This is a genomic window from Nocardia sp. NPDC088792, from assembly GCF_044750615.1.
In the GTDB taxonomy this organism is placed as follows: domain Bacteria; phylum Actinomycetota; class Actinomycetes; order Mycobacteriales; family Mycobacteriaceae; genus Nocardia.
The window spans coordinates 556,679-580,724 of sequence record NZ_JBIVKC010000007.1; the positions used below are offsets into that span (position 1 = coordinate 556,679).

At 63.4% G+C, this 24,046-nt stretch carries 15 protein-coding genes; 3 read left to right on the plus strand and 12 right to left on the minus strand.

All coding sequences use genetic code 11. The annotated features are described in order from the left end of the window. Positions 1-59: 59 nt before the first annotated feature. The 3 genes from ACIP5Y_RS42415 to ACIP5Y_RS42425 all read right to left on the minus strand — a co-directional run bounded on the left by ACIP5Y_RS42415 (position 60) and on the right by ACIP5Y_RS42425 (position 6,659). The gene (locus tag ACIP5Y_RS42415; RefSeq protein WP_400359018.1) at positions 60-1,637 is read right to left on the minus strand and encodes an AAA domain-containing protein; all 1,578 of its coding nucleotides are present in this window, start codon (positions 1,635-1,637) and stop codon (positions 60-62) included. Positions 1,638-1,646: 9 nt separating this feature from the next. Further along, entirely contained in the window at positions 1,647-5,183 is a 3,537-nt protein-coding gene (locus ACIP5Y_RS42420) for an AAA domain-containing protein (RefSeq protein WP_400358915.1), read from the minus strand. Positions 5,184-5,273: 90 nt separating this feature from the next. Beyond that, positions 5,274-6,659 carry a protein kinase gene (locus tag ACIP5Y_RS42425; RefSeq protein ID WP_400358916.1) on the minus strand — a complete coding sequence of 462 codons (1,386 nt, stop codon included), beginning with the start codon at positions 6,657-6,659 and terminating at the stop codon, positions 5,274-5,276. A gap of 371 nt (positions 6,660-7,030) precedes the next feature. On the opposite strand from ACIP5Y_RS42425, the gene ACIP5Y_RS42430 reads away from it, so the two are divergent. Then, positions 7,031-10,435, plus strand: coding sequence for an AAA domain-containing protein (locus tag ACIP5Y_RS42430; RefSeq protein WP_400358918.1), 3,405 nt, complete (start codon positions 7,031-7,033; stop codon positions 10,433-10,435). Between the two features lie 187 nt (positions 10,436-10,622). On the opposite strand, the gene ACIP5Y_RS42435 is transcribed toward ACIP5Y_RS42430, so the two are convergent. Continuing rightward, positions 10,623-17,294 carry a DUF3320 domain-containing protein gene (locus ACIP5Y_RS42435; RefSeq protein WP_400359019.1) on the minus strand — a complete coding sequence of 2,224 codons (6,672 nt, stop codon included), beginning with the start codon at positions 17,292-17,294 and terminating at the stop codon, positions 10,623-10,625. 408 nt (positions 17,295-17,702) lie between these two features. On the opposite strand from ACIP5Y_RS42435, the gene ACIP5Y_RS42440 reads away from it, so the two are divergent. Further along, on the plus strand, positions 17,703-18,389 hold the full coding sequence (locus tag ACIP5Y_RS42440; RefSeq protein WP_400358920.1) for a hypothetical protein: 687 nt from the start codon (positions 17,703-17,705) through the stop codon (positions 18,387-18,389). 175 nt (positions 18,390-18,564) lie between these two features. On the opposite strand, the gene ACIP5Y_RS42445 is transcribed toward ACIP5Y_RS42440, so the two are convergent. The 4 genes from ACIP5Y_RS42445 to ACIP5Y_RS42460 all read right to left on the minus strand — a co-directional run bounded on the left by ACIP5Y_RS42445 (position 18,565) and on the right by ACIP5Y_RS42460 (position 20,686). Next, positions 18,565-18,753: a hypothetical protein gene (locus ACIP5Y_RS42445; protein ID WP_400359027.1), complete on the minus strand. Its 189-nt coding sequence runs from the start codon at positions 18,751-18,753 to the stop codon at positions 18,565-18,567. Continuing rightward, positions 18,743-19,270, minus strand: coding sequence for an AAA family ATPase (locus tag ACIP5Y_RS42450; RefSeq protein WP_400358922.1), 528 nt, complete (start codon positions 19,268-19,270; stop codon positions 18,743-18,745). Before ACIP5Y_RS42450 ends, ACIP5Y_RS42445 begins: the two co-directional genes overlap by 11 nt. 313 nt (positions 19,271-19,583) lie before the next feature. Beyond that, positions 19,584-19,790, minus strand: a complete 207-nt coding sequence (locus tag ACIP5Y_RS42455) for a DUF397 domain-containing protein (protein ID WP_400358924.1) — start codon at positions 19,788-19,790, stop codon at positions 19,584-19,586. Beyond that, the gene (locus ACIP5Y_RS42460) at positions 19,787-20,686 is read right to left on the minus strand and encodes a helix-turn-helix domain-containing protein (RefSeq protein WP_400358926.1); all 900 of its coding nucleotides are present in this window, start codon (positions 20,684-20,686) and stop codon (positions 19,787-19,789) included. The genes ACIP5Y_RS42455 and ACIP5Y_RS42460 overlap by 4 nt, the downstream gene beginning before the upstream one ends. A 444-nt stretch (positions 20,687-21,130) precedes the next feature. Here ACIP5Y_RS42460 and ACIP5Y_RS42465 point away from each other — a divergent pair, with 444 nt between their 5' ends. Continuing rightward, positions 21,131-21,355 (plus strand): winged helix DNA-binding protein, encoded by a 225-nt coding sequence (locus ACIP5Y_RS42465; RefSeq protein WP_400359021.1) that lies wholly within the window; start codon positions 21,131-21,133, stop codon positions 21,353-21,355. Positions 21,356-21,445: 90 nt separating this feature from the next. On the opposite strand, the gene ACIP5Y_RS42470 is transcribed toward ACIP5Y_RS42465, so the two are convergent. From ACIP5Y_RS42470 to ACIP5Y_RS42485, 4 genes are all read right to left on the minus strand, one after another. Continuing rightward, the gene (locus ACIP5Y_RS42470) at positions 21,446-21,751 is read right to left on the minus strand and encodes a hypothetical protein (protein WP_400358927.1); all 306 of its coding nucleotides are present in this window, start codon (positions 21,749-21,751) and stop codon (positions 21,446-21,448) included. 177 nt (positions 21,752-21,928) lie between these two features. Next, complete coding sequence (locus ACIP5Y_RS42475; protein ID WP_400358929.1) at positions 21,929-22,327, minus strand: hypothetical protein; 399 nt, start codon at positions 22,325-22,327, stop codon at positions 21,929-21,931. Positions 22,328-22,679: 352 nt separating this feature from the next. Continuing rightward, the gene (locus ACIP5Y_RS42480; RefSeq protein ID WP_400358931.1) at positions 22,680-23,009 is read right to left on the minus strand and encodes a hypothetical protein; all 330 of its coding nucleotides are present in this window, start codon (positions 23,007-23,009) and stop codon (positions 22,680-22,682) included. Between the two features lie 608 nt (positions 23,010-23,617). After that, positions 23,618-24,037 carry a contact-dependent growth inhibition system immunity protein gene (locus ACIP5Y_RS42485; RefSeq protein ID WP_400358933.1) on the minus strand — a complete coding sequence of 140 codons (420 nt, stop codon included), beginning with the start codon at positions 24,035-24,037 and terminating at the stop codon, positions 23,618-23,620. Positions 24,038-24,046: the final 9 nt, after the last annotated feature.

The window sequence follows — 24,046 nt, forward strand, 5'->3', positions numbered from 1 at the left end:
CGGTCGACCGACTCGTTGATTGGCACTGCGGCGGGCTCGACTCGTCGAATACAGCACGCTCAGTTCCCGGAACCGATCCTCGTCGCCAGTGGCAACACCGACTCGAGTGCAGCGAGGGTGTTCGGTGTGAGGCGGGTTTGTCCGAGCGCGTTGATGACTGTCCGGAACAGTCGAGAGGAGTCGTCCCAACCATGGTCGACCGCGAAATGGGCCAGAATCTCGGCCAGTTCGCGCGGTGGTACCTGTTCGACCTTGCGGGGGCCGAGCTCGCGCCACAAGGTTTCGGGCTGGCCATGGAGGCGATAAGTCAGCGACGCGCGATCCTTGTTCTCCAGCGCGTCGTCCACGAGCAGTTTGCCGGACCTGACCGCCGTGCACAGGGCACGATCGAGAGCGTCACGGACGTGGTCGCGTTCCCGGGTGCGCGCGGCGGTCACGTAGGCGGCGCGCAAGCGTGCACCCGTCACCGGGCCCTCGACCGCCACAATGCGAAGGAAATCCTCGACGATGGTGGCGTGACTCGCGATGGTCGGGCTCTCCAGTACCCCGGTGAAGGTTGCGTAAGGCCCGATCGCAACCGGTGTCAGCGCTTCACCAATCATTACTGAGCTCTCGGGCTCGGCCTCCATCGTGGCGTCGGATTGCTTGATCTCTGCGGAATCGGCGAATTCTGCTGATAGCTGCTCGGATTCCGGAGCCGAGTCGACATCGGCCGGGTGGGCCTCCGGGTCCATAGCAATCTCAGCCGGACCGGAAACCGCCTGACCTGGAGGGCCTTCCGGCTCGGCACCGATCGGTTGTATCCGATTGTCTTCCAGCAACTCCCACACTTCATCCAGGCATCGATCCGGGTCGGCGACGAACTCGGCCAGGCGCATGCGATGGAATGGCCAGTCACACCGTTCGAGGTCACGCTGCCAGTGGAGTTCCGCCCGAAAGTCATCAGGTCCGGACCAGTGGTCGTCATCGCACTGGATGGCGACCTGGCCGCCGTGTCCGGTGACTACCATGTCGATCGGGTGCGCGGTCTCGGTGTAGTGGGCGACGATTCGATACCCACGGTCCACGATCCGGTTGTATACCTGTTGCGCGAACAGCGATGTGAACGGCTCGACCACATGGTCGTCGGGAAAACGCTCAGGCGGCTCGGCTTCGGCCGCAACGCGCAGTTCGATCGAACGGCAGTAGTCCAACAGCTGGAATCGCAGGTCGGCACTATTGGTCAGCTGGTCGAGCGTAACGGAATGGAACAGCCACAATTGGTCCCGGGCGCGTGACACAGCGACATTGAATCGTTGTACAACGCCATCGGCGGTCTGCGCAACCAACCGGCGGTGCGGTCCGGCCGTCGCAACCAGGGACAGGAAGATCACATCACGTTCCGCGCCCTGGAAATCGGCGGCATCACCGCATTGGATGCCGCGGCTGACCACGACTTCCGGGCCGATTCTCGAAACAAGCACCTGCGCGATGTATTTCGCCTGCGCGGGGCCCAGCAGGGAGATCACTCCGAAGGTCTTCCCGTCGTAGCGGGGGTCGGCGAGGCATTGCTCGATCTGGTCGACGATACGTTCGGCCTCGACACTGTTGACTTTGTTCGAGGATTCCCGACCATCGGAAACATGGACGGTACGGATGGGATCGAGTCAGTCGCTGCCGTACCGGCGCACGGGCACGAGACGCACGCCCTCCTGCTCATAGGCGATCTTGTTGGAGAACTCGATGATCTCGGGGACACAGCGACGGTGTTCGACGAGCGTGATTCGCTTCGGGTACCGCATCGACGCGTCGTCGAACAGACTGCGGCGCGGGTTCTTCCACGACTCCAGATAGCGGTCGTCATACAGGTATTGAGCCACCAGCCGTCCTAGTTCCGACTCGTCCACACCCACCGCGGATGGCGAGACCTGCTTGTCGTCGCCGACCACCACGATGCGCGGAGCCAGATACTGCAGGAAGACCGCTTCCACACCGGCCTGGGACGCCTCGTCCACCAGCACTACGTCGAACATGTCGGCGGTCACCGAGAATTGTTCGACCACACGGTAGATCGGCATGATCCATACCGGCACCGCGGTCCGGCAGTTGGTCAGCGCGGCCTGGATGCCTGCCTTCTTGCCTTCGGCGTACGCGCCCTTGCCCTTACCGAGCCCCTTCACCAGTTGCGCATACTGGCGCAGATCCGCCTGAGCCTGCAACGTGAGCCGACCGACCGCCCAGTCCCAGGCCGTGATGCCCGCCAGCCGCCCGGCGCGTTTACGCAACTCGGCCTCGACATTGTCGAGCTTGCGGCACAGTTCGTTGGCCCCGCCGACATTGTGGTGGTATAGCCAATCACCGACTTCGGCCCAACGCAGCGCGCTATCGAACCGATCCAAGCGCGTATCCCAATCGGTATTCGCCGGATCCCCTATCAAGGCGGCACACAAACCCGGTAGCGCAGCCATCGTCTCGGTGAGCTCAGCACGGCGGGTGACCATGCGGCGCAGACGATTCAACTCCGCGAGCCGTGCCCAGGCGACCCGGTAGGACGCGATGTCGCGTCGCCGAGCCGCGGCCTCGAGACTCCCCAGCGTCGGTCCGGCGTCGTTATCGGGAGCGGCGAGGCGCCGAACGAGTTCATTGAATGGGGCCGCTGCGCGCTCGCATGACTCCTGCGCTTCCGCCGTCTCGAAAGTATCACGCGCCGACCGTATTTCGGAATCGTTGCCCCAATCGGGTACGGGCAGTCCGAATTCCCGCAACCGCATTCCCGCCTGTTCCAGACCGGCAGCGTAGTCCAAGATCTGTTCGAGGAGATCGTAGGCTGCCCGATGACGGGCGAGACGGTCCCTCGGCTGGCCGATCGCCGGAAACGGGACCGGCCACGCCATGTCGAGCTGATGCAGAAACAGCTGCGCACGTTGCATGTTCAGGAACATGTCGAGCTGTTCAACCGTCACGGGTACCCGCCCGTCGATTCGGACCTGTTCGAACAGCGGCCCGGCGTCCTTGACAATCCGCGCCGTGCCGAGGCCCGTTTTCGGCAACCCGTCAGGACGCAACCGCAAAGGACCATTCGTAGCAATGTGTTGTTTCAGCGCTTCCGCCAGCGCGAGCAGCCCCGCCGAATCGGTCACCGCCACCTGAACATTGGTGAAACCCACCGCAGCAACCGACGCGCCGGCACCGCTCAGCGCACGCTCGACCGCTGTCTTCCGCACTTGCCACTCGGCAATAAGGCCGTTGTGAACAGCATTGAGCACCAGCGGCACCCACCCGTCGGGCCGCCGACGCAACACCGACGCACGAGTCACGCACTCCTCCAGCGCTTCCCGGGCCCGAGCCCGCTGCTCACCCGTCAGCCGCGCGCAGTGAGCGACAATGGGGTCACCGTCGAATCGGGCGAACTCCCGTCGGTGGTGATGTGCTCGTTCTTCCACAATGCACCACTGCTCGAACGTCTCCACCGGCGGCAACTCGGATTCCGACGGCAGTCGCCCCGTGACGACTTCGGGATCATCGAGTGCGGAAGCGAGCAGCAGTGACCGCCATTCCCGGATCAACACACCGGTGATCGGCTCCGCGCGATCCGGATCGACCTCGATCAGGTCAGAGATCCAGCCATGGTCTGGTTGCTCCGCGCGCCAGCGGCCCGCGATCACTGCGGTCGTGCCCGTGTACCCGGCTACGGAGTGGGTGATGACATCACGCTCCCGAAGAGCCAGCAGTTCGCTGTGCACACCGGCACGCTGGGCGCACAGGATGTCGATCTCGATCTCGACAGCGGCAATCTGTTCGCGGCTCCGGTCCGGGTGATAGTCGGCGGCGGCCTGGGAGATTCGATTGATCGAAGCCTTCAGATCCTCGTGCTCCTGCCGAGAATCCCCGACCACTGCGACGCACAACGGCTTGATGTCCTCGGGCAGCTTGGCTCGCACCTCGTGCAGCGCACGGTCGGTATGTGCGGTGATAAGCACCCGCTTACCCTGGGCCAGCAGGTGGGTGATCAGCGCCGCCGCCGTGTGGGTCTTGCCGGTCCCGGGAGGCCCCTGGACCAAGGTGTGAGCGTGATGGTCGACGTGTTCGAGAATCTCGTGCTGGCGCTGGTTGAGCTGCAGCGGCAGGAATTGATCCTTGCCGTCGCGGACGATGGCTCCCGAGCTCTCGGGCGGTGTCGGCGTCGATCGGTAGTTCGGGTCCACCAGATTGTGGATGCCAGCCGGCAGCGCACCGCTCGCGCGAATGGTGGCAGCGATGGCGCGCAGGGTCGTCACCATGCCGCGGTTGCCACGGCGACGCAAGATGACCGCGGGCGCATAGCGCGCAGTCGGCCGTATTCCCGGTGCACCGGGCGTCAGTTCGTCGAAATACTCGGCGTCCGGATTGATGCAGTTGATGAACATCCGCACCAACGCACCGACATTCTCGCGATCGAACGGCTCGATATCACCAGTGCGGGCCTCCGATTCCGCGCGCTCCAGATCACGTGGCGCGGACATGTGCGCGGTGTCGAGAATATCCGATAATTCCGCCGAATAGCCGAGGGCCTCGGGGTCGAGGCTGACCGAAATCGCGCCGAAGTCGGAGTCGAAACCGAGTATCACCGGCATGGTCAGCAGGTGCCTGCGCACGACCCCGGTCTCGGGCGAGTGCCAGGTGAGGAACCCCAAAGCCAGTACGGCTTCGAGGGTTTCACTCGCACCCTGGTGACGCGTGTACATCTCGTACATGGTGTGGTACAGCTGCTGCACCTCCAGCTTCAGGCGCGCGACCTCCGCCCAGCCCCGCCACAGCGACAGCCAGGCGTCGAAGGCCTCGGCTACCTCCGGGTGGTCGGCTCGCAGCAGTATCGCGCCCGCCTCGTCGACTCGGGTCGCCCGCAGAGTCGGCGCCTGGTCGGGTTCACCCCACCCTGGATCGAGCCAAATCCGCAGCCGGACATCAGGTTCCGGAACATCCGACACCGTCACCTTCTGCACCATCAGGAAGGGAATGCCCGGGTCGTTGGCTTGGTAGGTGATCGCCGCATGAACGGGCAGATCAGCCACCCAGAGAACCTCCCCGTCGCGCTGATAAGCGGCGATGTCCTGCACTCGGGGCCGACCGATCGTCTGCGCCTTCGCGAGATAGTCGAACAATCGCGCACCACGATCCACCAAATCGTTCGCGGCCGACTTCCCCACCGCTTCGCCGCTCGACATTCGGCCCTCCTCCTCCCCTGTTGGCGTCAGCCCGTCGCGCTATCGACCGATGTCACCGATTCGCGACGACTGCGCATCGACCATGAAATATCAAGAGGCCCTGAGGTTCTCGATCTGTTCCGCCAGTTCGACAACGCGCCAGTCCTGCTCGCCGTGACGCACAGCCATTCGCCTGTGCAGACTCCGCAGACCATTCAGCGCGAGTTTGGTCTCACCGAGACGAACCTGGCACAGCGCCAGCCGTCGTTGGCAGTACATAACCTGGTCGTCGTACGGTCCGCGGTCGGTCAGATCGTCAAGCAGGCCTCGGTATAGCTCCATGGCCACCGCGTAGTCCCCGATCTCGAAACGCAGATCGGCCAGTTTCAGTCGTGCCTCCACCACATCCGCATCACGGGAACCGAATGCGGACACCGCCTTTCCGACCGCGAATTCCAGGTCGACGGCCACACGCCCGTAATCGGATCCGTCGGCCAGATCACCAGCGTGCCCGATCGCGCGCAGGATGTCGGCACGACTGAAATCCATTGCCGCACCGGGCCTTCGATCCGCATTGTCATTCGCCACGTCAGGCACGCTGCTCACGAGGGCTAGTGCGAACCCATGCACGGGCCCGTCGGGATCGGTCACCTCGGGCAGCTCCCGAAGGGGGGTGCGGTGTCGGAGCAATACCTCCTGCACCGCGACGGCATCGCTCGGACGTCGATCCGGGTCACTGTCCAGCATGCGAATCAGCAGATATGCGACGTCAGCCGGTACCTCGGGCCTCCGGTCGCGGACGTCCGGCGGCGGTCCGACCATTCGGCGCCGATACACCAGGGCCGGAGTCCCGGCCGTCAGCGCCCGTTCTCCGGTGAGCAGCTCGTAGAGCACCAATCCCAATGCGTACAGATCGGTTTGCGGTGTCACCGAGCCCTCGAACTGCTCGGGAGCCATGTACGCCGGAGTCCCGATGAATCCGCCGACGCGGGTCAGCCGAGTAAGGTCGATGTCGTATCGCATGGCCAGGCCGAAGTCCAGGACCTTCAGAGTTCCGTCCGGACACAACATCAGATTGGCCGGCTTCAGATCGCGATGGTGGATCCGAAACCGATGCACTGCGGACAACGCGGCGGCGGCCTGCGCTCCGAGACAAGCGACCACGCCGATCGATAGTCGGCCGTGGTTCGCGCGGAGTTTTTCGAGCGTCACGCCCTCGATGTACTGCATCACGATGTAAGGGGTTTCCGGCGTCCCAGGCTCGGCTCCGGCATCGTGAATCGTCGGGAGCCCTGGATGGCTCAGCTTGGCCATCGTCCGCGCCTCACGCAGGAACCGCTGTGTCAGGCCAGGATCGGCGTGCGGACCGAGTTGCGGGAACTTGATGGCCACCTCGCGTTCGAGATGCTGGTCATACCCATCGTAGACATCACCCATTCCCCCCGCGCCGATCGGCCCCACCAGCCGGTACCGCCCACCACCGATGGTTTCCCGCATTGCTACCACCATCCAGTCTCATCGATCGCGAATGGACACACGCCGCGCTTCGACCGGCTCCCGATCGGTCGCGCCCCCTCTCACCAGGCCGCGCTCCGAGGGCGGCGGCTGATCCATGACTTCGATTACAAAGGTCTGATCGAAGTATCTCCCAGCAAGATCAGCCATAGACCCTGAATGATCGGTCGTTTAATCCTCTAAAAACCGTCGACAACCTTGTGAGGCGATCGGGGCTCGCCGTCGCAGAGCCCTCCGAATCTCGATTTTCAGGACAATCGTTAAAGACATTCGGGGCAAACGGTTCTCACAACATCACAGCCGTGTTGCCGTACCGTAGAACAGATCTCGGGCGGCGAACGGGGGACGATGCCATGGACGAGACTGGTCGATCAGCTCAATTGGTGCGGTTCTGGCACGCAATCGAGATGTTCAGCCCGCAAGACGTGCCCAAGCTCGCAAAGCAGCGCGGCGGGCCGGTCGTGGTCGACGTCGGGGCGGCGGAGCCGATGCCGTGGGAACCCGAGCATCCGCTCGCACAGACACATCCGCTGCCACCGGGTAAGACCTGGCGGTTCACCGTCTATGCGGGCCTGTATCAGATCGAGAAGATGCGCAACGAGCTGCTTCGCGTCTTCGGGCCCGACAGCGTGCCGCCCGATGCCCGGCCCATCGGCACGACAGCGATGTTCGCGCTCACGGTCGACGAGCACGGAACCCTCCTCGCTGATTCGCCCACGCTGTCGGCAGCCGTCTGGGCGGTCGGCCGGCTTCGGTCACCCGGTCCGAACGATCGGCACTGGCTCGATGGCTTCGACGAGGAGGAAAAGGCTTTCAGCCTCGGACTGAACCAGTTGTGCGCACCGGAGTTCGCGGAAGCCGTCTCCCGATTCGCGACCGCGGCCAAATCAGCGGCCGACCGCACCAAACGTTCCGGTCGAGAGGCCGCCGCCAAGGGGCTCGGAACTGCGGCAACCGCTGCAACGGCGGCTGCCGTCACAGCCCTCGGCGGTCCGGTGGCGGGCAGCATCGCCGGGGCCGCCGTAGGAACGTTCGTGGAGAAAATGGTCGCCAAATCCGCGGCAGCCAAGGAGTCCGGGAAGAGTTCCGCGGAACCAGCGACATTCGCCTTCTCGGCCGAGGATCTGCATCAGTTCAGCGAGCAGCTCGCCGATGCGATGGGTGTTGCCCACGCCCTCGACGTCGGGGGTGTGCGGGTGAAATGCGTTCAAGTTTCGCCGAATTGGTCAACCGACGTCGAACAGGACTTCCTGAACAGCCAAATCGCAGAAGACCTTGCCCGCCTCGCGGAGGCGGTCGAGAAGAACGACATCGGACCGGCGTTGCGCTCCTACCTCGCCGATGGTTACGACACCGGAAGCCGAGTCGATGTGCGACACAATCCCGGTGCGGTCATCACGGGACTGATGCCCAACCGGATACCAGGGGGTCGGTGGCCCGGTGACCCACACCGGCCGCTGGTGCTCAGCCAGCAGTTCGCGGTCAATCAGTTGATGGACGAATTAGCAGACAGCGCAGGAATTTTCGCCGTCAACGGACCACCCGGCACCGGCAAGACCACCATGCTCAGAGATGTTCTGGCTGCGATCGTCGTGCAACACGCGCACAGACTGGCAGGGTATGACGATCCCCGCGCAGCCTTCAGCCAGAGAGTCGGGGCGGTTCGCCATCGTCAGTACAGATTCACCATCAATGCCCCCAGCGCCGATATCACCGGATTCGAGATCGTCGTCGCCACCGCGAGCAATGACGCCGCTGCGAATGTGACGGCGGAGATCCCCGCGATCGCCGCGGTGTCGGGCGCGCGACAGGAAGCCTTGGCCGCGAACTACTTTCCCGACCTCGCCTCCTACATCCTGGATCGTCCGGCATGGGGTCTGGTCGCCGCCGTCCTGGGCAATATGAAGAACCGCTCGAACTTCGCCAAACGATTCTGGTGGGGCAAGGACAGCCCGTCCGGGGACCAATCCGACCCGGACCAGAGCTCCGAGCCGCCGGACGATCGGATCGACGGCATGCAACGCATATTGGCGCTGGCGGCCGATGATCCAGGATCGCCGACCGCATGGCGGCAGGCGGTCACCGCGTTCCAGAGCACGGAGTCCGAGGTTCGGCAACTCACGGCCGAAAGACAATCCGTCGCCGATGACATCGGCGCTCTGCATCGGTTATCAGCAGGGATCGAGGCGATGGCGGGGAAGATCGAAACCGCGCGCCAGACCTACAAGCATCGAGCCGCCGACCTCGTCCTCGCCCAAGACAACAAGGCCCGCACAGAAGCCAGCCTGGACGCCGCGCGTACCGCGATAGCCGAGCATCGGCTCGACAAACCGAACTTCTGGATCTCGCTGTCCACCTGGTTCCGGGCAGGACGTGAATGGCATAGCGAACACCGGGATCTAACTGCGAAACGGAAAGCCGCTGAGGACGCAGTCCAGGAATGTGTCACCGCCGTCGGAGCGGCCACAGCGGATTGCGAACAGATCATCGCCGACGAACGCGAACTCGTCGAGAAGCATGACTCCGCGGTGGCAGAGTACCGAGCCATTTCGACGAGAGTGGAGCGGGCTACAGAACAATGGCCCGGCACAATCCCTTTCGGCGACATCGTCGCCGACGAGCGGCGCTTCCAGCTCTGCAACGCCTGGGCGGATGAAGCCTACGTCGCCGCCCGGCACCGTCTGTTTCTCTCATCCCTGGAACTGCATCGCGCCTTCGCCGCGGCCGCGGCGTCCCGAATCCGGGGCAACCTCGCCGTCATGGCACTAATGCTCCGCAACGAGCTCGAGGCCAAACCCGACACTGCGGTACTGACCGCCGCGTGGCAGACGCTCTTTCTGATCGTGCCCATGGTGTCGACAACCTTCGCGTCCCTGCCTCGCCTGTTCGCCGGGCTGGAACGAGAAGCCTTGGGCTGGCTCCTCATAGACGAGGCCGGCCAGGCCACACCACAGCAGGCCGCGAGCGGCCTGTGGCGGACCCGCCGGGCCGTCATTGTCGGCGATCCACAGCAGCTCGAACCGATTGTCACGCTGCCGCTACCGGCCCAGACAGCGCTGCTCGCGCACTATGGCGTAGCCGAGCAATGGACTCCGGACCACACGTCCGCCCAGCGCGTCGCGGACCGGCTCGCACACCATGGAACGAATCTGCCCGAGCCCGAGGGACAAACCCACGTGTGGGTCGGCGCGCCGCTACGAGTCCATCGCCGCTGCGACAGACCTATGTTCGCGGTGGCCAACACCATCGCCTACGGCGGTGACCTCATGGTGTACGGGACCCCCGCACGCGGTGAATTCCCCGGCGAGAACACTTGGTTCGACATCCGCGCGCCCCGGGGAGACGGCAACTGGATACCCGCGGAGGGCGTCAAGCTCCGGGAACTGCTGGACTACCTGGTCAACGGAATGGGAATTCCCGCGAGCGATATCCGGATCGTCAGTCCCTTCCGCGCCGTCGTGCACGGAGCCAAGGAGATAGCCGCGAACGCCATCGACCGGACCTTCGCCGACAACAATGTCGGAACCGTGCACACCGTCCAAGGGCAGGAATCCGATGTCGTCATCCTCGTACTCGGCACGCCCCCGCAGAACGGGGGTGCACGGCGCTGGGCATCGGAGAAGCCGAACCTGCTCAATGTTGCGGTGTCGCGGGCGAAGCGTCGTTTCTACGTGATCGGAAACCACCAATTATGGAGTGAACAGCGCTATTTCGACGTCCTGGCCGCAATCGTGCCGCGAGATGCGAACGGCTCGTGATGGAAGTGCGGTAGTCGATGGGATGGATCGCACGATACCGCCGACCAAATCCATCAACCGACAGACCCTTTCGCCACCGGTCCGATTCAGTGGTCGCCGCGTCGAAGCCGCGTCGGTCCTCCGTCCGCAATCCCTGCCGGTCCCGGACGAACCGGGTGGTGGTCACCGCGTCATCACCTCTTCAACTTCAACGCCCGGCACCCCTCGTCACGCCGACCCGCAACCCGGTCTCCGTCTCCGTAATCTCCCCGCGTCGCAGCAGCAACACCAGATCGCCGGACAGCGCCGATCGGATATCCGCCCCTACTCGGGACCAGCCCAGCAAGGAAGCCGCTTCCCTCAACAACTCGTCCCGCTGCATTCCCGGCATATCCGCGACCAGACAGCGGAGTGCGAGTTGTCGCTCGGCGGGCGGTATTTCACCGACTTTCCGGATGTAGTCGCCGACCGGCACCCGGACGGCGGTCACCGTGCGGCCGGGGAGATCGTAGGTGGTCGCGGTGCGGATGATGCGGTGCTGTCGGACCAGACCGTTGAGGACACTACGCACGGCCTCCTGGAAGACGCGACCCGCACGTTGGAGTTCCCATGCCGTGCGCGCCCGGACGACGATCACCGACTCTTCGATCGGGCCTTCCTCCTCGATCACCCGCATCACGACCTCGGCCACCACACCCGCTGCCTGCGGAGCCTGCAGGGCGACATCGGGCACGCGTTGTTCCTTGGCCACACGGTGACGCAGAGATGTCAGCGTCTGCCAGGTCATTGCGGGATACGGGCGCGTCCACGCCGCCGGTTCGGAGGCGACACTGACGTATTCGACTGCCGCCGGGGCCGATTCGCCGGCCACCGGGGCAGGGCGAGCGGTTATCGGTTCGGGCACGTGCGGGTCGATGGCACACGCGGCCTCGGCGGCCTTTCGCAGCCTGGTCATCGCGGTGGCTCGATCCCGATACCAGTCGATGCTCCACACGCGGAACAGCTGCCAGCCGAGATCTCGTAATACTGTGGCCCGCAGCCTGTCTCGATCACGAGCCGCTCGGGACGAGTGGTACATGGCGCCATCGCATTCGATACCGAGTGCGAATACGCCGGGCGCCTCCGGATGACGTACCGCCATATCGATGCGATAGCCTGCGACGCCGACCTGCGGCTCGACGTCATAGCCCCAGCTTCGGAGGGCATCGAGCACATCCTGTTCGAAAGGCCCGTGCGAATCGACGCTCGTGGAACTACCGGTGGCCGGGAGGACCTGCGGCCCCTGCTCCGCGTACATCAGATAGCGTTTCAGATGCGCGACACTGCGATTCGCGCTGTCGGGAAGTTCGGATCCGTGGAACGAGGCGACAACCTCCATGCGTCGCCGGGCGCGGGTGACGGCCACATTGAGCCGACGCCAGCCGCCGTCCTTGTTGATCGGGCCGAATGTCGAGCGCAGCTTTCCCTCCTTGTCGGGGCCGTAGCCGATCGACAGGATGATCACGTCTCGTTCGTCGCCCTGAACGGATTCCAGGTTCTTGACGAAGAAGCCGTTGAGGCGGTCCTCGGTGAAGAAGTGATCCAGATCGGGACGCTCCGCGCGTGCCCGCTGAACCGCGTCCTCGATGGCGTCGGCCTGCGGCTTCGACAACGCGACCACGCCGAGTGAGCGGTCCGGGCGCGTGCTGAAGTGATGCATCACCCGTGCGGCAACGACCTTCGCTTCTCGTGGATTGTCGCGGCGCCCGCCGCGGTCGTACACACCATCGGCATGGAAGAACTCGACACCGATATCGGGGCCGGTTTCCAGAACGCCGGGGAAGGTGACCATGGATCGGTCGTAGAACTCGTGATTGCTGAAGGCGACCAAGTGTTCGTGGCGACTGCGGTAGTGCCAGCGCAACGGCAGGCTCCGCAGCACGCCGCTGCCTTTGCACAGGTCCAGTACGGATTCGAACGCGGCGCTGTCGTTTTCCTGCCACTCATCGTCCTCTGCCTCGCCGGTGGCGCTGAAGAAGGAAGTCGGCGGCAACTGCTTCTGGTCCCCGGCCACGATGAGCGCTTTGCCGCGATAGATGGAGTTCGCCGCGTCCTGCGGCAGCACCTGCGAGGCCTCATCGAAAATGACCGTGTCGAAATGGAAATCCGGAGGCAGGAACTGGCTGACCGTCAGCGGGCTCATCATGAAGCAGGGTTTGATGCGTTGCACCACCTCACGAGAATCACTCAGCAGCATTCGCACCGGCATATGGCGGGTCTTCTTCACGGCTTCCCGTTTGATGAGGCCGGCATCTCCGCCGTCGAGCCGGCGTGGCCGTCTGCCGTTGCAGGCAGCGATCACCGTCGCGTGCGCGGCCTCCACCACCGCTCGATCACCCGCGCGGAACCGCTCCACCAGCCGGTTCCGATCGACCGCACGATAGGTGGCCACTCTCGAATCGGTGGTCAGCTGATGTTCGATCCACGCGGTCAGCACGGTGCGTTCGACAGTCGCCGGGAAATCGGCGGCAGCCATGCCTCGTCCCGCCAGCTGGGCGGCGAGGTTCTCCAAACCGAACTTCCGCAGCCGCGCCCTCGCCTCGGCATAGCGCTGCCAGCCCTCCGGACCAAGCTCGTCGGCGGCCAAAGTGTCCAGCAGGGCTTTGGCTTGCGGCAGGGAATGCTTTACGGCGCCGGCTATTTCAGCAGCCCGGGCGGCATCGAAGCAATCGGCCAGTTCGCTGCGGACGGTGAGCCAATGGGAATATGCCGGGCCGAAGGCGGTGTCGGCGGTCGGCGACAGCATGATGCCCGCGGCTTCCTGCGACACCGGCGCCGGACTCCTGCCGTGCGCAGTCCGGCGCACGCGCTCGGCCCAGTCGAGTCCGGCGACCATCTCGTCCTGATCGGTGTCGACGCCACGATAGAGTTCGCCGAGCAGATCACGCCATTCCGCTTCGCGCTCATCGAAATCCAGCTGCGCCGCGCGCGCAGCGGCGATCATCTCGATCACCCCACGTGCACCGGCGAGCGTCAAGGTGCTGTCTGTCCCGCACACCTGCGATACCGCTTTGACAAGTTCAGCAGCCGCGTCGAACGGTTCGATATGGGCGCGCAGCCAATCGCCCGCCGCGCCCAAGGGCAACAACGACAATGCCGGACCTGCCACCGTGAAGTCCGAACCTGCCAAGCATGATTCCCAGGCCGACAGTTCGGTGCGCAGACCATCCGCCGCAGCGCCCAGATCGGGACGTGGTGGGTGTCCATCGGCGAGTGCCTCCACCAACCGCGCACGGCGAGCGGGATCGGCGAGCACATCGGCAGCGAGCAGCGACACCGTCTCGGCGGCACTCAGCGCTCGGCCCAACTCCGCGGTGTCCAGCACCGTGAGGTATCGGCCCAGCACCTCGGCATCAGCCTCGGCGGCACGGGGTGCCGGTGAGCAATAAACCAACTCCACGGCACGGAGCAGCAGCTCGTCCGCTGTGCCGGATCCCTTGGCCTCCAGGCGATCACCGTCCGGTGAGCCGGGCAGTTCTGTCTCCAGCCCGCGATACCAGCGGCCCAGCAACGACTCGTCCGCCGACCGGCATCGATCGAATTCACTCGTCACCCGCCGCGCGCCCTGCGCCGCGGTCACCACATCGCGGTCAGCGCCGACTGTCTGCCCTGCTGCGGGGGCATCGACGCCGCGAATCCCCGCAAGCCGGTCCATGAACGCACCGGCGAGACGAAACGGCTCGCCGTGGGCAGCAAGCCAATCACCGGCTTCACCGAGCGGATGCTTCAGAAGATCCTGTGCGACATCGGCGAGCGGCGACTGCACCACATTGGCACGCCAGGTGGCGAGAGCCCCACGCAACTCGTCGCCGAGCAGCCGCACGTCCGGGGCAGTGAGCCGGCCGTCGCCGAGCTGCCCGGCGAGGGTGCGACGTCGCTGCTCGTCCACGACCGCCGCTGCCGCGAATCGGTGGACGAGTTCGCCGTGCGCACACGCGGCCTCGAGTGCGACGACATCCGGCAGATCGGCGCCGCCGTAACGGCCGAGCAGATCGGCGTTGTCCGAGGACAGCGCGCGCAGCCGCGCATGGGCTGCGCACCAGGCGACGGCCAGCGGCAAGTGGTCGTACAACTCGCTCCGCCACGACCCCTCGACCGCGACTCCGGCGACGACCTTCCGCGCCCCGCGTATTCGCCGCGACAGCAGACCACCGAGCCCGCGTGGACCGTCGATCAGCGACTCCAGCAGCCCCGCGGCCTCCGGGACGGTCACCAGTTCGGGCCGGAACCACGGCTCGGCAGCTTCTCTGGCGGTCGCCAGCTCGGTTGCGGCGGCGGAGATCTCGCGCGTCAGCTCGCGAATGCGCGACATGACGTCCGGGTCGAACCAGTCCGGCAGGGCGCGCTGCTCGGTGGCCGCCGACGCCGCGAGCGCGACGAGGTCCTCGGCTTGCTCGCACGTCATCGGCGTGGGGCAGCCGAGCGTGGCGGCGAGCACGACCGCATTCTGCTGCGCGGCGTGCAGGATGCCGCTCATCGTCGCGAACCGGACATCGAAGCTTCCCGCTTGCTCGCGCGTCAATGCGGTGATGTCCAATCCCGGTGGAACCAGCCGGGTCAACGCCGTCTCCGCATCGGAAGGTTCGGCGTCCAAATCCGGCGGAATAATCCGCCAGCCGGGGCCGGCCTGCACGGACGCATACTCCTGCAGCGCACGAACCACATTCCGGCGGGTGACGAAGTCTTCGAGCCGGTCCGCCAGCACCCGGACGGCAGCGTGATCCGCTTGCTCGAAAGCATCCGGCAGCAGCCATCGTGCCGGCGGACGATGTTCATTCGGGCAGAGATCCAGCACAGCGCACAGGTCCCGCACCATCACGGGCCCACCGACCGGCCCGATTCCGAGGATCTCGGCCGCGGCGGTCGCGTCCCGGACCAGCCGTTCGAGAAGCGTTGCGGCCTTGGAGAACTCCGTGACGATACGGTGCGCGTCGCGCTCGCCGTGTCCGGCCGGATCGACCCCTGCCGGAGACATCGTCCGCAATGCGCGCTCGGCGGCGGGAACCGTGGCGGTCAATCGCGGGGGAAGGTTCTCCCAGTCGTCGCCTGCTGCCGCCAGAGCGGCTCCCTCGGCACGAATCACCGTGCGGAGGCGCATCCCGAATTCGCCGACGCGCTCCGCGATTTCGGCGGAATCGCCTTGTGTCAACCACCATTCCGGTACGGATCGGCCGGCACCGATCAGCTTCACGAGCTTGTCGAGTCGAGCCAGAACCGCATCGTCGACGACCACACCGGCGGTGGTGAGTACGCCATAGAACTCGAGGGCCGCGACCAACTCATCGTGAGCCTCGTCCGCCCGCTCCAGCGCTACCCAGGCCACCCGCGCGGTGCTCTGGAGGTTCCGCCATGGAAACGAGGGGACGGTCAAGACGGGCCACACCTCCGCAATCGCGGCCGCGGAGTCGAGAATCGAATCCAGATCCCGCCGGGAGATCTCCTCGGGGAAGAATCCGTCGCGGCGCGTGTCCTTGCCGTCTCCGCGGTCGTCTCCCACCCGCGGCGCACGGGGTAGCAGGTCGTATGCCAGTGCCGCACTGGATAAATGCCCCGCGGCACCCAACACGTCGTGCAGAGTCGCATCCAGGGGCCGCCGGACTTCGTTCATGGCCGCCGCGTACTCGCTCAGCGCCTGGCGGGTCTCCCGGACCGTCGACAATTCCTGGGCAGACAGCGACGAAGCGGACGCTTCCTCCGTCAATGCCCGGCCCAGCTCCTGCGCCACCGCTTTCCGGCTGGTGTTGTGGCTGTGCAGTGCCAACGCGTAGGAATCCAGGCCAACCGACCGCAGACGGTCGAGAACGACGTCCAAAGCCGCCGCCTTCTCGGACACGAACAGCACGGTACGACCCGCGGAAAGCAATCCCGCGATCATGTTCGTGATGGTCTGGCTCTTGCCCGTTCCCGGCGGGCCGTCCAGCACAAAGGAATTCCCCGCCACCGCCGCCGCCACTGCCTGCCGTTGGGAAGCGTCGGCATCGAGAACCAGCGGTGTAGCTTCCGGCGGACTCAGCTCGTCGATCCGATCCAACCCGATCTCCGCGAAATCGAAACGCCTCGGGGAGAATCGTGCCCGGGGACCGAGCGCGACAGCGCGCACCAGCTCGCTGTTCAGAATCCGCGACTCATTCTCCAGCAGATCCTTGTACATCGACTCCTTGTGCGATGCGAACTGCCCCACCACGATTCGCTCGGAAATCCGCCAATCAGGGCGGCACGCAACCACTTTCCGCGCAACGGCCAGTACGGCCTGCAGATCCATCGGATCCTGTGCCGTCACCCCCGACCAATCGATATGCAACTGCTCCAGCTTGACCGCCAACGCAGGATTGTGCCTCGGCTCGTCTTCCTCATTGATCCGTAGGCGGTACTCACCGTTCGCGGCAATATCGACGATGACCGGCAGCAGCACGAGCGGCGCATCACTGACAGAGCCGTCCTCGCTCCAATGCAGCATGCCGACACCCGCTTGCAGAGTCCACAGACCGTAGTCGAGGAAAAGCTGCGACGATTTCGACCGCAGATTGCGCAATGCCCGCTGCAACATGGGATTCGTTCGCTTCTGTGTCACGATGCCCGGCCCTCGCGGGGAATCATCCTGTCTACCAGCACCTTGCGCCGAACTCGGCACCACATCGTGCTCCGGCAAGGCAGCGAACCCCAGCCCACGGTCCAGGCCCCGGAGAAATTCCCCCGCCGCCGGAGAACTGATCTCGAGCGTCGCCGCCGAGGTGTGCTTGAAATTCAGCAGCTTGTTTCGACCGGTCAGGTCGACCAGTGCCGAGCGCCACTGCGACAGAACCACACCCAGCCGCTCTCGATCTTGCGCACTACCCGACACGTAAGAACCACTCAAGATGAGACCCTTGCTCCCCGAACCACAATGACGCGTCAACCATACTGACAGACACCGGTATCGACAGAACCATCCCTACCAGGAGGACCACAAAAATGCCTGAGAGACAAGATGATTCGATACGAAATGGCACTATCGGTCAGTGTCTCGCAGTCATTTCCCGCCCCTTGGATAGGTCATCGAATCGGTCAACTCGTTGCGGATGGCGGGACCACCCGTTCGCCAGAGGCCCCACAGCGGCCACGCCGGCCGAACCTGAGAAATTGGCCTATCTCGTCCTGCCTGTTCTGGCATAGTCGGAGAATGGGGCACACGGGGAGTTGTGCGACTGCCACCAGACATGAATGCCGGTGCGGCGGATGCGCCGGTGCCAAGCATCGGTGGGTATACCTGGTGGCTCTGGCCGACGGCAGCGCGGCCGCGAGATACCCGGAGCGCCCATCGACGTCGGGGGCCTTCCGCGATGCGACGAACGCCGAGTGGGCCGCGGCCACGGGTCCACGAACCCCGAAGCGGATCACGAAACGTCGTAGAGCGGCCGCAACCGAGTCCATGTTCGCGGACGTGGCCGACTGGCTGGCCACCCATCCCGATGACTGCAGATCGATTCAGACCCTGGCTGAGGCACTCGCCGGTGAGGTCGCCGACAAGCTGTCGGAAGGGCTCGAGGAGGACGCGCGGCTCTCGCACCGTCAACTGCTGGCACATCACTTCTGGTGCGCGATGTTGGCCGCTTTCGCTCAGACAATGGGCACCATAGACAAAGTGCCCGACGCCGTCGCCGATCTCCTGACGGAGCACAAGCAGTCCACACCGTGGAAAAGCGTCCCCGACCTAGCGATAACGGCTGCGGTGCATCTCGGGTGGAAGGCGATCAAGAGCCTGCCGGTGTTCGACGGATATGACCACGCACTGTTCACCGTGCGGGTGCTCGCCGTGGCGATCTGCCCTGCGCCCGAAAGCCACAGGGCGGTCTTCGAACACTGCGTCAAACCCTTCGTGGGCGACCTGATCAAGCCGATCTTGCAGAAAAGCACGGTCGAAAAACTCGAAAAAACGCTACCGGACGGATGGATCTGACCAAAACATCCCAGCCACGGGTTCCGCCGCGCCCGTGCGGCGCTGCGCCACGATGAGGGCGCGCGGGGCGGCGCGGGCTCCAACCTTATGCATGACCATCCCCGATCGCGTCAGCAGCGAGGAACCGCTTTGGCTACCGGCCCAGCTCTTCCAGAGTGAAGGGCGCGACTCCGCCCTACAACTGCCAGAGGCGGGACTGACCGCATTCGCGCCAGGCCGGCGGCCGAGATCGGCAACTGCTGGAGAGGTTCTCGTCCGCTCGGTTGGTGGCAGCGGCCAGCACAAAGGCCGACTGGTAGCGGCGATCGGGGTCCTTGGCCATACCCCGCGCGATCACCGCATCGATTTCCATGTCAGCGGTCAAGTAATTCCGCCAGGTGAGACGCGACACGACACGCGTCAATCAGACTCTGGTGCCGATCGGCACTGTCAAGACCTCGCATTCGAGGCACATGATGAGGACCAATGGTGTCGTCGTCCGAATAGCAGTACCTCAGCACCGTTTGGACTGCGGCATAGGACCGGGCCAACGGGCTGACACTCCGATCGCCGATCCTGATAGCTCCCCGAATACCCAGGCCCTCAGCGACTTTCATGGAAGGAATGCGAGGCGCATTGAGACGCTGGCTGAATTGCCGACCGCGGGACTGAAAGGCGAGCGAGTGAACGGTTCGACATGACACCGAGCTGGGAAAACGCCTTTGAGCTTCCCTGGCCACCGCCCGGTTGAAGGCAACGTAGAGCCCACGATCAGTGGTCGATTCGGCCAGCATCTGCAGGGTCGTGGTCTTGCCGGTACCAGCTCCAGCCTGCACAACTAGATGGTCACCGCCCAGAAAAGCCTCGACCGCGGCGCGTTGCTCGTCGGTCTGTCTAGTCATCGACCCGCTCACGAATACCCCCTGTACCGATCACGTTCCTCGTTGATCATCCCAGTTCCCGCCGACACTCGAAGGCGACTCGGCTCGAACAGCCCCTGGAGCTGGGGTTCAGATCAATCGGTCGTGGGATACACCTGAACGACCACGACCACGACGTGGGGCATAACAATCAAGGCGGCATCCTGCAGCCGCCGCACCAACTGTGATCGTGACCAGCAGCTATTGCTCGCTCGCCGCGGTGGCGCAGTCTCCACAAGCCCACCGAGTGCCTCGTTCTTCGAGTCCGGCAACATACCTTCCGGATGGAGGATGACTACGGCTGGTCGAAGCTGCCAGCCTCCACGGCCCTCGTAAATCGGTCCCAGGCTGGTCCGTCGAAGATCAGTACCGGGCTGACATCGCCCAGTTTCGAGTCTCGCACGGCTACGCAACCGGAGTGGAGATGTGCAGCCTCGACACATGCTTCGCCTCCCTGGCTCCTGCTGCTCTTGAACCAACGCGCGCCGGGTAGATCATTCACGCTTCGTACTCCTTGGCGACCGATCTCAGAAGGTATTTACTATCCGCTTCCCTCAACGCTACGCGACCGATCTTCGTGTAGGCGTCCCGATAACGGGAGACATCGACGTCGCTGTCGTAGTACAACCGGGTCCCGTAGGACTCGACGTAGACGGTGGTCGGCTCCACCGCCGAGCCAGTGGCGGGATCGCTCGGAAACTCCAGCATCACAAAGGGACCGACGTGCCCACCCATGGGAAACCCTACGCTGAAAGGGATCACGCGAACCCTGACATTCGGTGGCGTGTCAGCCAAGCGGCGAAGCTGGGCCGCCATGACCTTTCGCGAACCTGCCACCCGCCTCAGCGCGGCCTCGTCGATCAGTAGGTCAACCTCGACGGGAGACAGCCGGCGGGTTATCGCGGCCTGCCTCTGCATCCGAACCTGAACCCGCTGTTCCAGTTCGGCGGCGGTGTCCGAGCCGAAGAACACCTTGTCCAGTGACCTCGCGTAGTCAGCGGTCTGAATGATGCCGGGCACTGTGTCGGGCTGGTACATCGTGATCCGTTCGGCGGCCGACTCGAGAGACATGTAGGTCTCGAAGTCGGCCGGGATCAGATCTTCATACCTTGTCCACCAGTACGAGTCGTCCGCCGGCCGGGTCCGCCGATCCGCTTGCAGCGCTATGTCCTTCAACTGCTGCATGTGTTCATCGCTCGCTCCGTAGAGCTTGCACAGCGCCTCGATGTCGAGCTGACGGATCCGCGGATTCTCCCCCTTCTCCAGTCGCTGCAGCGTGCCCGCGCCTCGCTCGATCAGTCTCGCCGCGTCTGCGAGGGAAAGACCGACTGCTTGCCGCATCTCCCGGAGTTGCCTCCCCAGCTGGCGTCGGGGAATCGTCGTCGGGTTCTTGCTCATCAGCGTTGCTCCCGAATCTTGGATGGCGGATGCGCCTGATCGTGGATGGCTGCTCAGCGGACTGCGGATCCCATTGTTCCGCCCTCGTGGATTCCGCGCAGCAGAAACGGGTGGATTCCTTTGGATCATCCAGTTTTGCCGAACGTGCCGGTCACCAGGGCTTCTACTGGACCCGCCATCCGGCGACGGCTGGTCGCCACCGATCGGCACACACAAAACGGGAGGTCGTAATGTCTTGGGACGCATGGGCACTGCTGTCGATCACGGTGCTCTGCACCGCCGTCATCCTCTGGTCCTGCTGGGGTTTCTACTCGGACGATCACTCAGGAAGTCCGAACTCCCTTCGCCTTCCGCTCATAGGTGGTGGACATCTCGACGTCCCTCATCCAAACGATCACACTGCCGGACGACATCGATCCCACTGCCGGCGAAGGTGATCCGATCATGGACCCTGCCGAGGTGGCCGTCCTGGCGGTACTTCATCCCGACCGAACGATGACCACAGCACAGATCCGAGAGGCATCGGCCTTGACCGCCCGGCAAATTCGAAATGCCCTCGCACGACTCGAATCCCGCGGTCTGATCATGTCCAGCCAGCCTCGCGGGCGTTGGCGTATCAGCGCCTACGGCCGAGCCGCCTTCAGGACGAAAGGCAAGCGGTATGGGTGAGAGTCGCGGAACTATGCAGGCCTACGGTACAGAAACTGGGCCCCTACGCTCCTGACGCAGAGATCTCGATGGCTCCAATGCCCTCATAACTTAGCCCTTATTGAGCCAATCAAGCATCTCGTACTGAATATTTGAGTAGTCATCGCCCGGAGCTAGGTATCTCGGCGTTACCGCTTCCGTTTCGAAATCTGCAAGCTCGAACTCTTTGTCGCCTACACGCCACATGGCCAGACGCGCAGCCTTCATTCCTTTGAAAGCATTGATCCATATAACAGGGTCCGACCCTGCACTGGATGGATCCTCCCCAATTTTAACCTCCATGCCCCGCCCTTCGAGCGCTATCCTGACTGTGACCGCCCAGGATGACAACTCTGCAAGGTATTCCGAAGGATTCATTTCGTCTCCATGAGTGACAGGTTCTGCGCTCGAGGCATCTCCGGAACTGGTCGCCCCATCGACGCGAGTCTCCGAGACATCCAATGGTTGGGGCCGAGCCGCTTTTATGAAGAGAGGCAAGCGATATGCGTGACAGTTGCGGATGTTCCGCAGCTGCGTGCTGCACGACCGGAACCTCTATATCCCTGTCGGAAAAATCTCGATCGACGCCGGGACCACACAAACGTGCCATCCGAGTTGAAGCCTCGGCGACAAGTCCGGCTCGATCATTACCGTGCCAGGGTTGAGGTCCAGAGCGATCATGCCATCGTCATATAAGGCAGATATCTTTCCACATACAACCGTCGACCCGCCATAGGTCTTGATTCCACTGAAAGTGCCCAGATCGGCTTCGTCAATCCAGGATTCGATACTGTCAATTTCCAGTTCGACCTCGTACGGACTAGTGGCCTCAGCGTTGCCATCACCCATCCAGACCGCAGTCCATTCACCGCTTTTCGAGCGCACCGTGGTCAGTGCGCCTGGCACAGCGCCTTTCAGAACGATAATTTCCAACACCAAGAGCCTTTCGAGCACCGAACGAAGAGATTAAGCCGGAGGTATATCGAGCATCTTCATCCAATAGATCAACTTCGATTCATCCGAATCTGCCAGAAAGACCCTGGATCCGCCAGCTTCCGGATATACCCCTATCCACGACAGCTCTTCAAGAGGGTAGCTCTGCAGGGTCTCAACTAGATGTTGCGTTTGACTGAGCAATTCAGCATCATCGCCGCAGCGTCGCAGCCTCCGAGTGTACGTACTCAGCAGATCTTGTCTTGATATCTTCTTGCTGGCCACAAGCGTTCGATCATCCACCCCGACCAGGGCCGCTTCATTAACGGTTCCCGCGTCGATAGCATCAGCTATCAGCCGATAGCACCGATCATTATTCATAGACGCAGGCCGCACTGAAGATCATGCCGATCAGCGCCCAGTCAGGATTTTCCGGCACTTCCATTCCATTGTTTTCAAAGAATCCTGCCGAATCATTGACCCAGTATGCAGCAGCCCTCACGTAGGCAACCACCGAGCCATTCTCCATGGGCATGGATCCACTCTCTACACGGTCGGCAAGATTCAGAATATACCGAGAGAGTTCCTCCTTGGATGATATTTCCGGAACTGCTGCTTGAAATTCCGTCATTTTATCGACCACTCCTCTTCTGTTTGACGTATCAGAATAGATTCCCCGCCCGTCCTTGTAGTGAACTTCCATGCCTCACCCATAGCTTCCTCTGGTGTTGCCATTCTGAATGGAACGGTAATTCCAGCCTTCTGAAAGGCTACGAGGCGACGGTTGTCGAGCGTGAATAGATCACCGTCTTTCACCACTAGGCGAATGGGCGGGAAATCGGCCGGGTTGAGCCAGCCGGAGCGGAGCCCGGCCGTTACATGCTCGATAGACATTCCGCTTGAAAATTGGGAGCTGGCAGTCTTCGGGAAGTCCGAGCCCACTTCGTCTTCCACTCACGGGCGGCGGGCATCTCGAAGTTCCCCATCCAAGCGATCACCCCGCCGGAAGACACAGGTCCCACGGTCGGCGGAGGTGATCCGATCGTGAACCGGACCGAGGTAGCCGTCCTGGCCGCACTTCACCCTGACCACACACTGACCACGGCGCAGATCCAGGAGGCATCAACCCTGACCAACTGGAGAACTCGAAATGCCCTCGCCCGACTCGAGTGCCGCGGGTCGATCGTGCCGAGTAGACCGCGCGGCCGTTGGCGGATCAGCGCCTGCGGCCGGGCCGCGTTCACGGCGAAAGGCCAACGGTTCGCATGAGACTTCCAGATACCGGCAGACTCCTTCGTCTATAAAACGAGTTTAGTCCGATGAAATATTCATATTGAACCTCTCGATGTCATCGCGAAGGTAGTCTGAAATTTCCGGCAACATGCCGATAGTAGCCTTCATATACCTGGCAAGCTCAGGCGCTTGAGACCAGTAACTATTGTCACGTGTTATGACTGCATGCAGTAGTTCATCGTCATACCACCAGTTCTCGTCAGTCGATTTAGGAATCGTATCCCGAAGAGTCTTTACTGCGATCGGCATAAGCCATCGGAGCCCAACATCCTGCAGTATCAGCCTGGCGATATCGTACGAATCAAGCTCACCGATCGGACGCTTCCGCAGCTTGTAGATGGTTTCGACCAGCTTGGTCGATGCGACAGAGGGTTCAGGCCACGCTCCTTCGAGGTCTTGAATCGACTTACTGCGGTCAATGTTATCGATAGAATTCATTTCCATCCC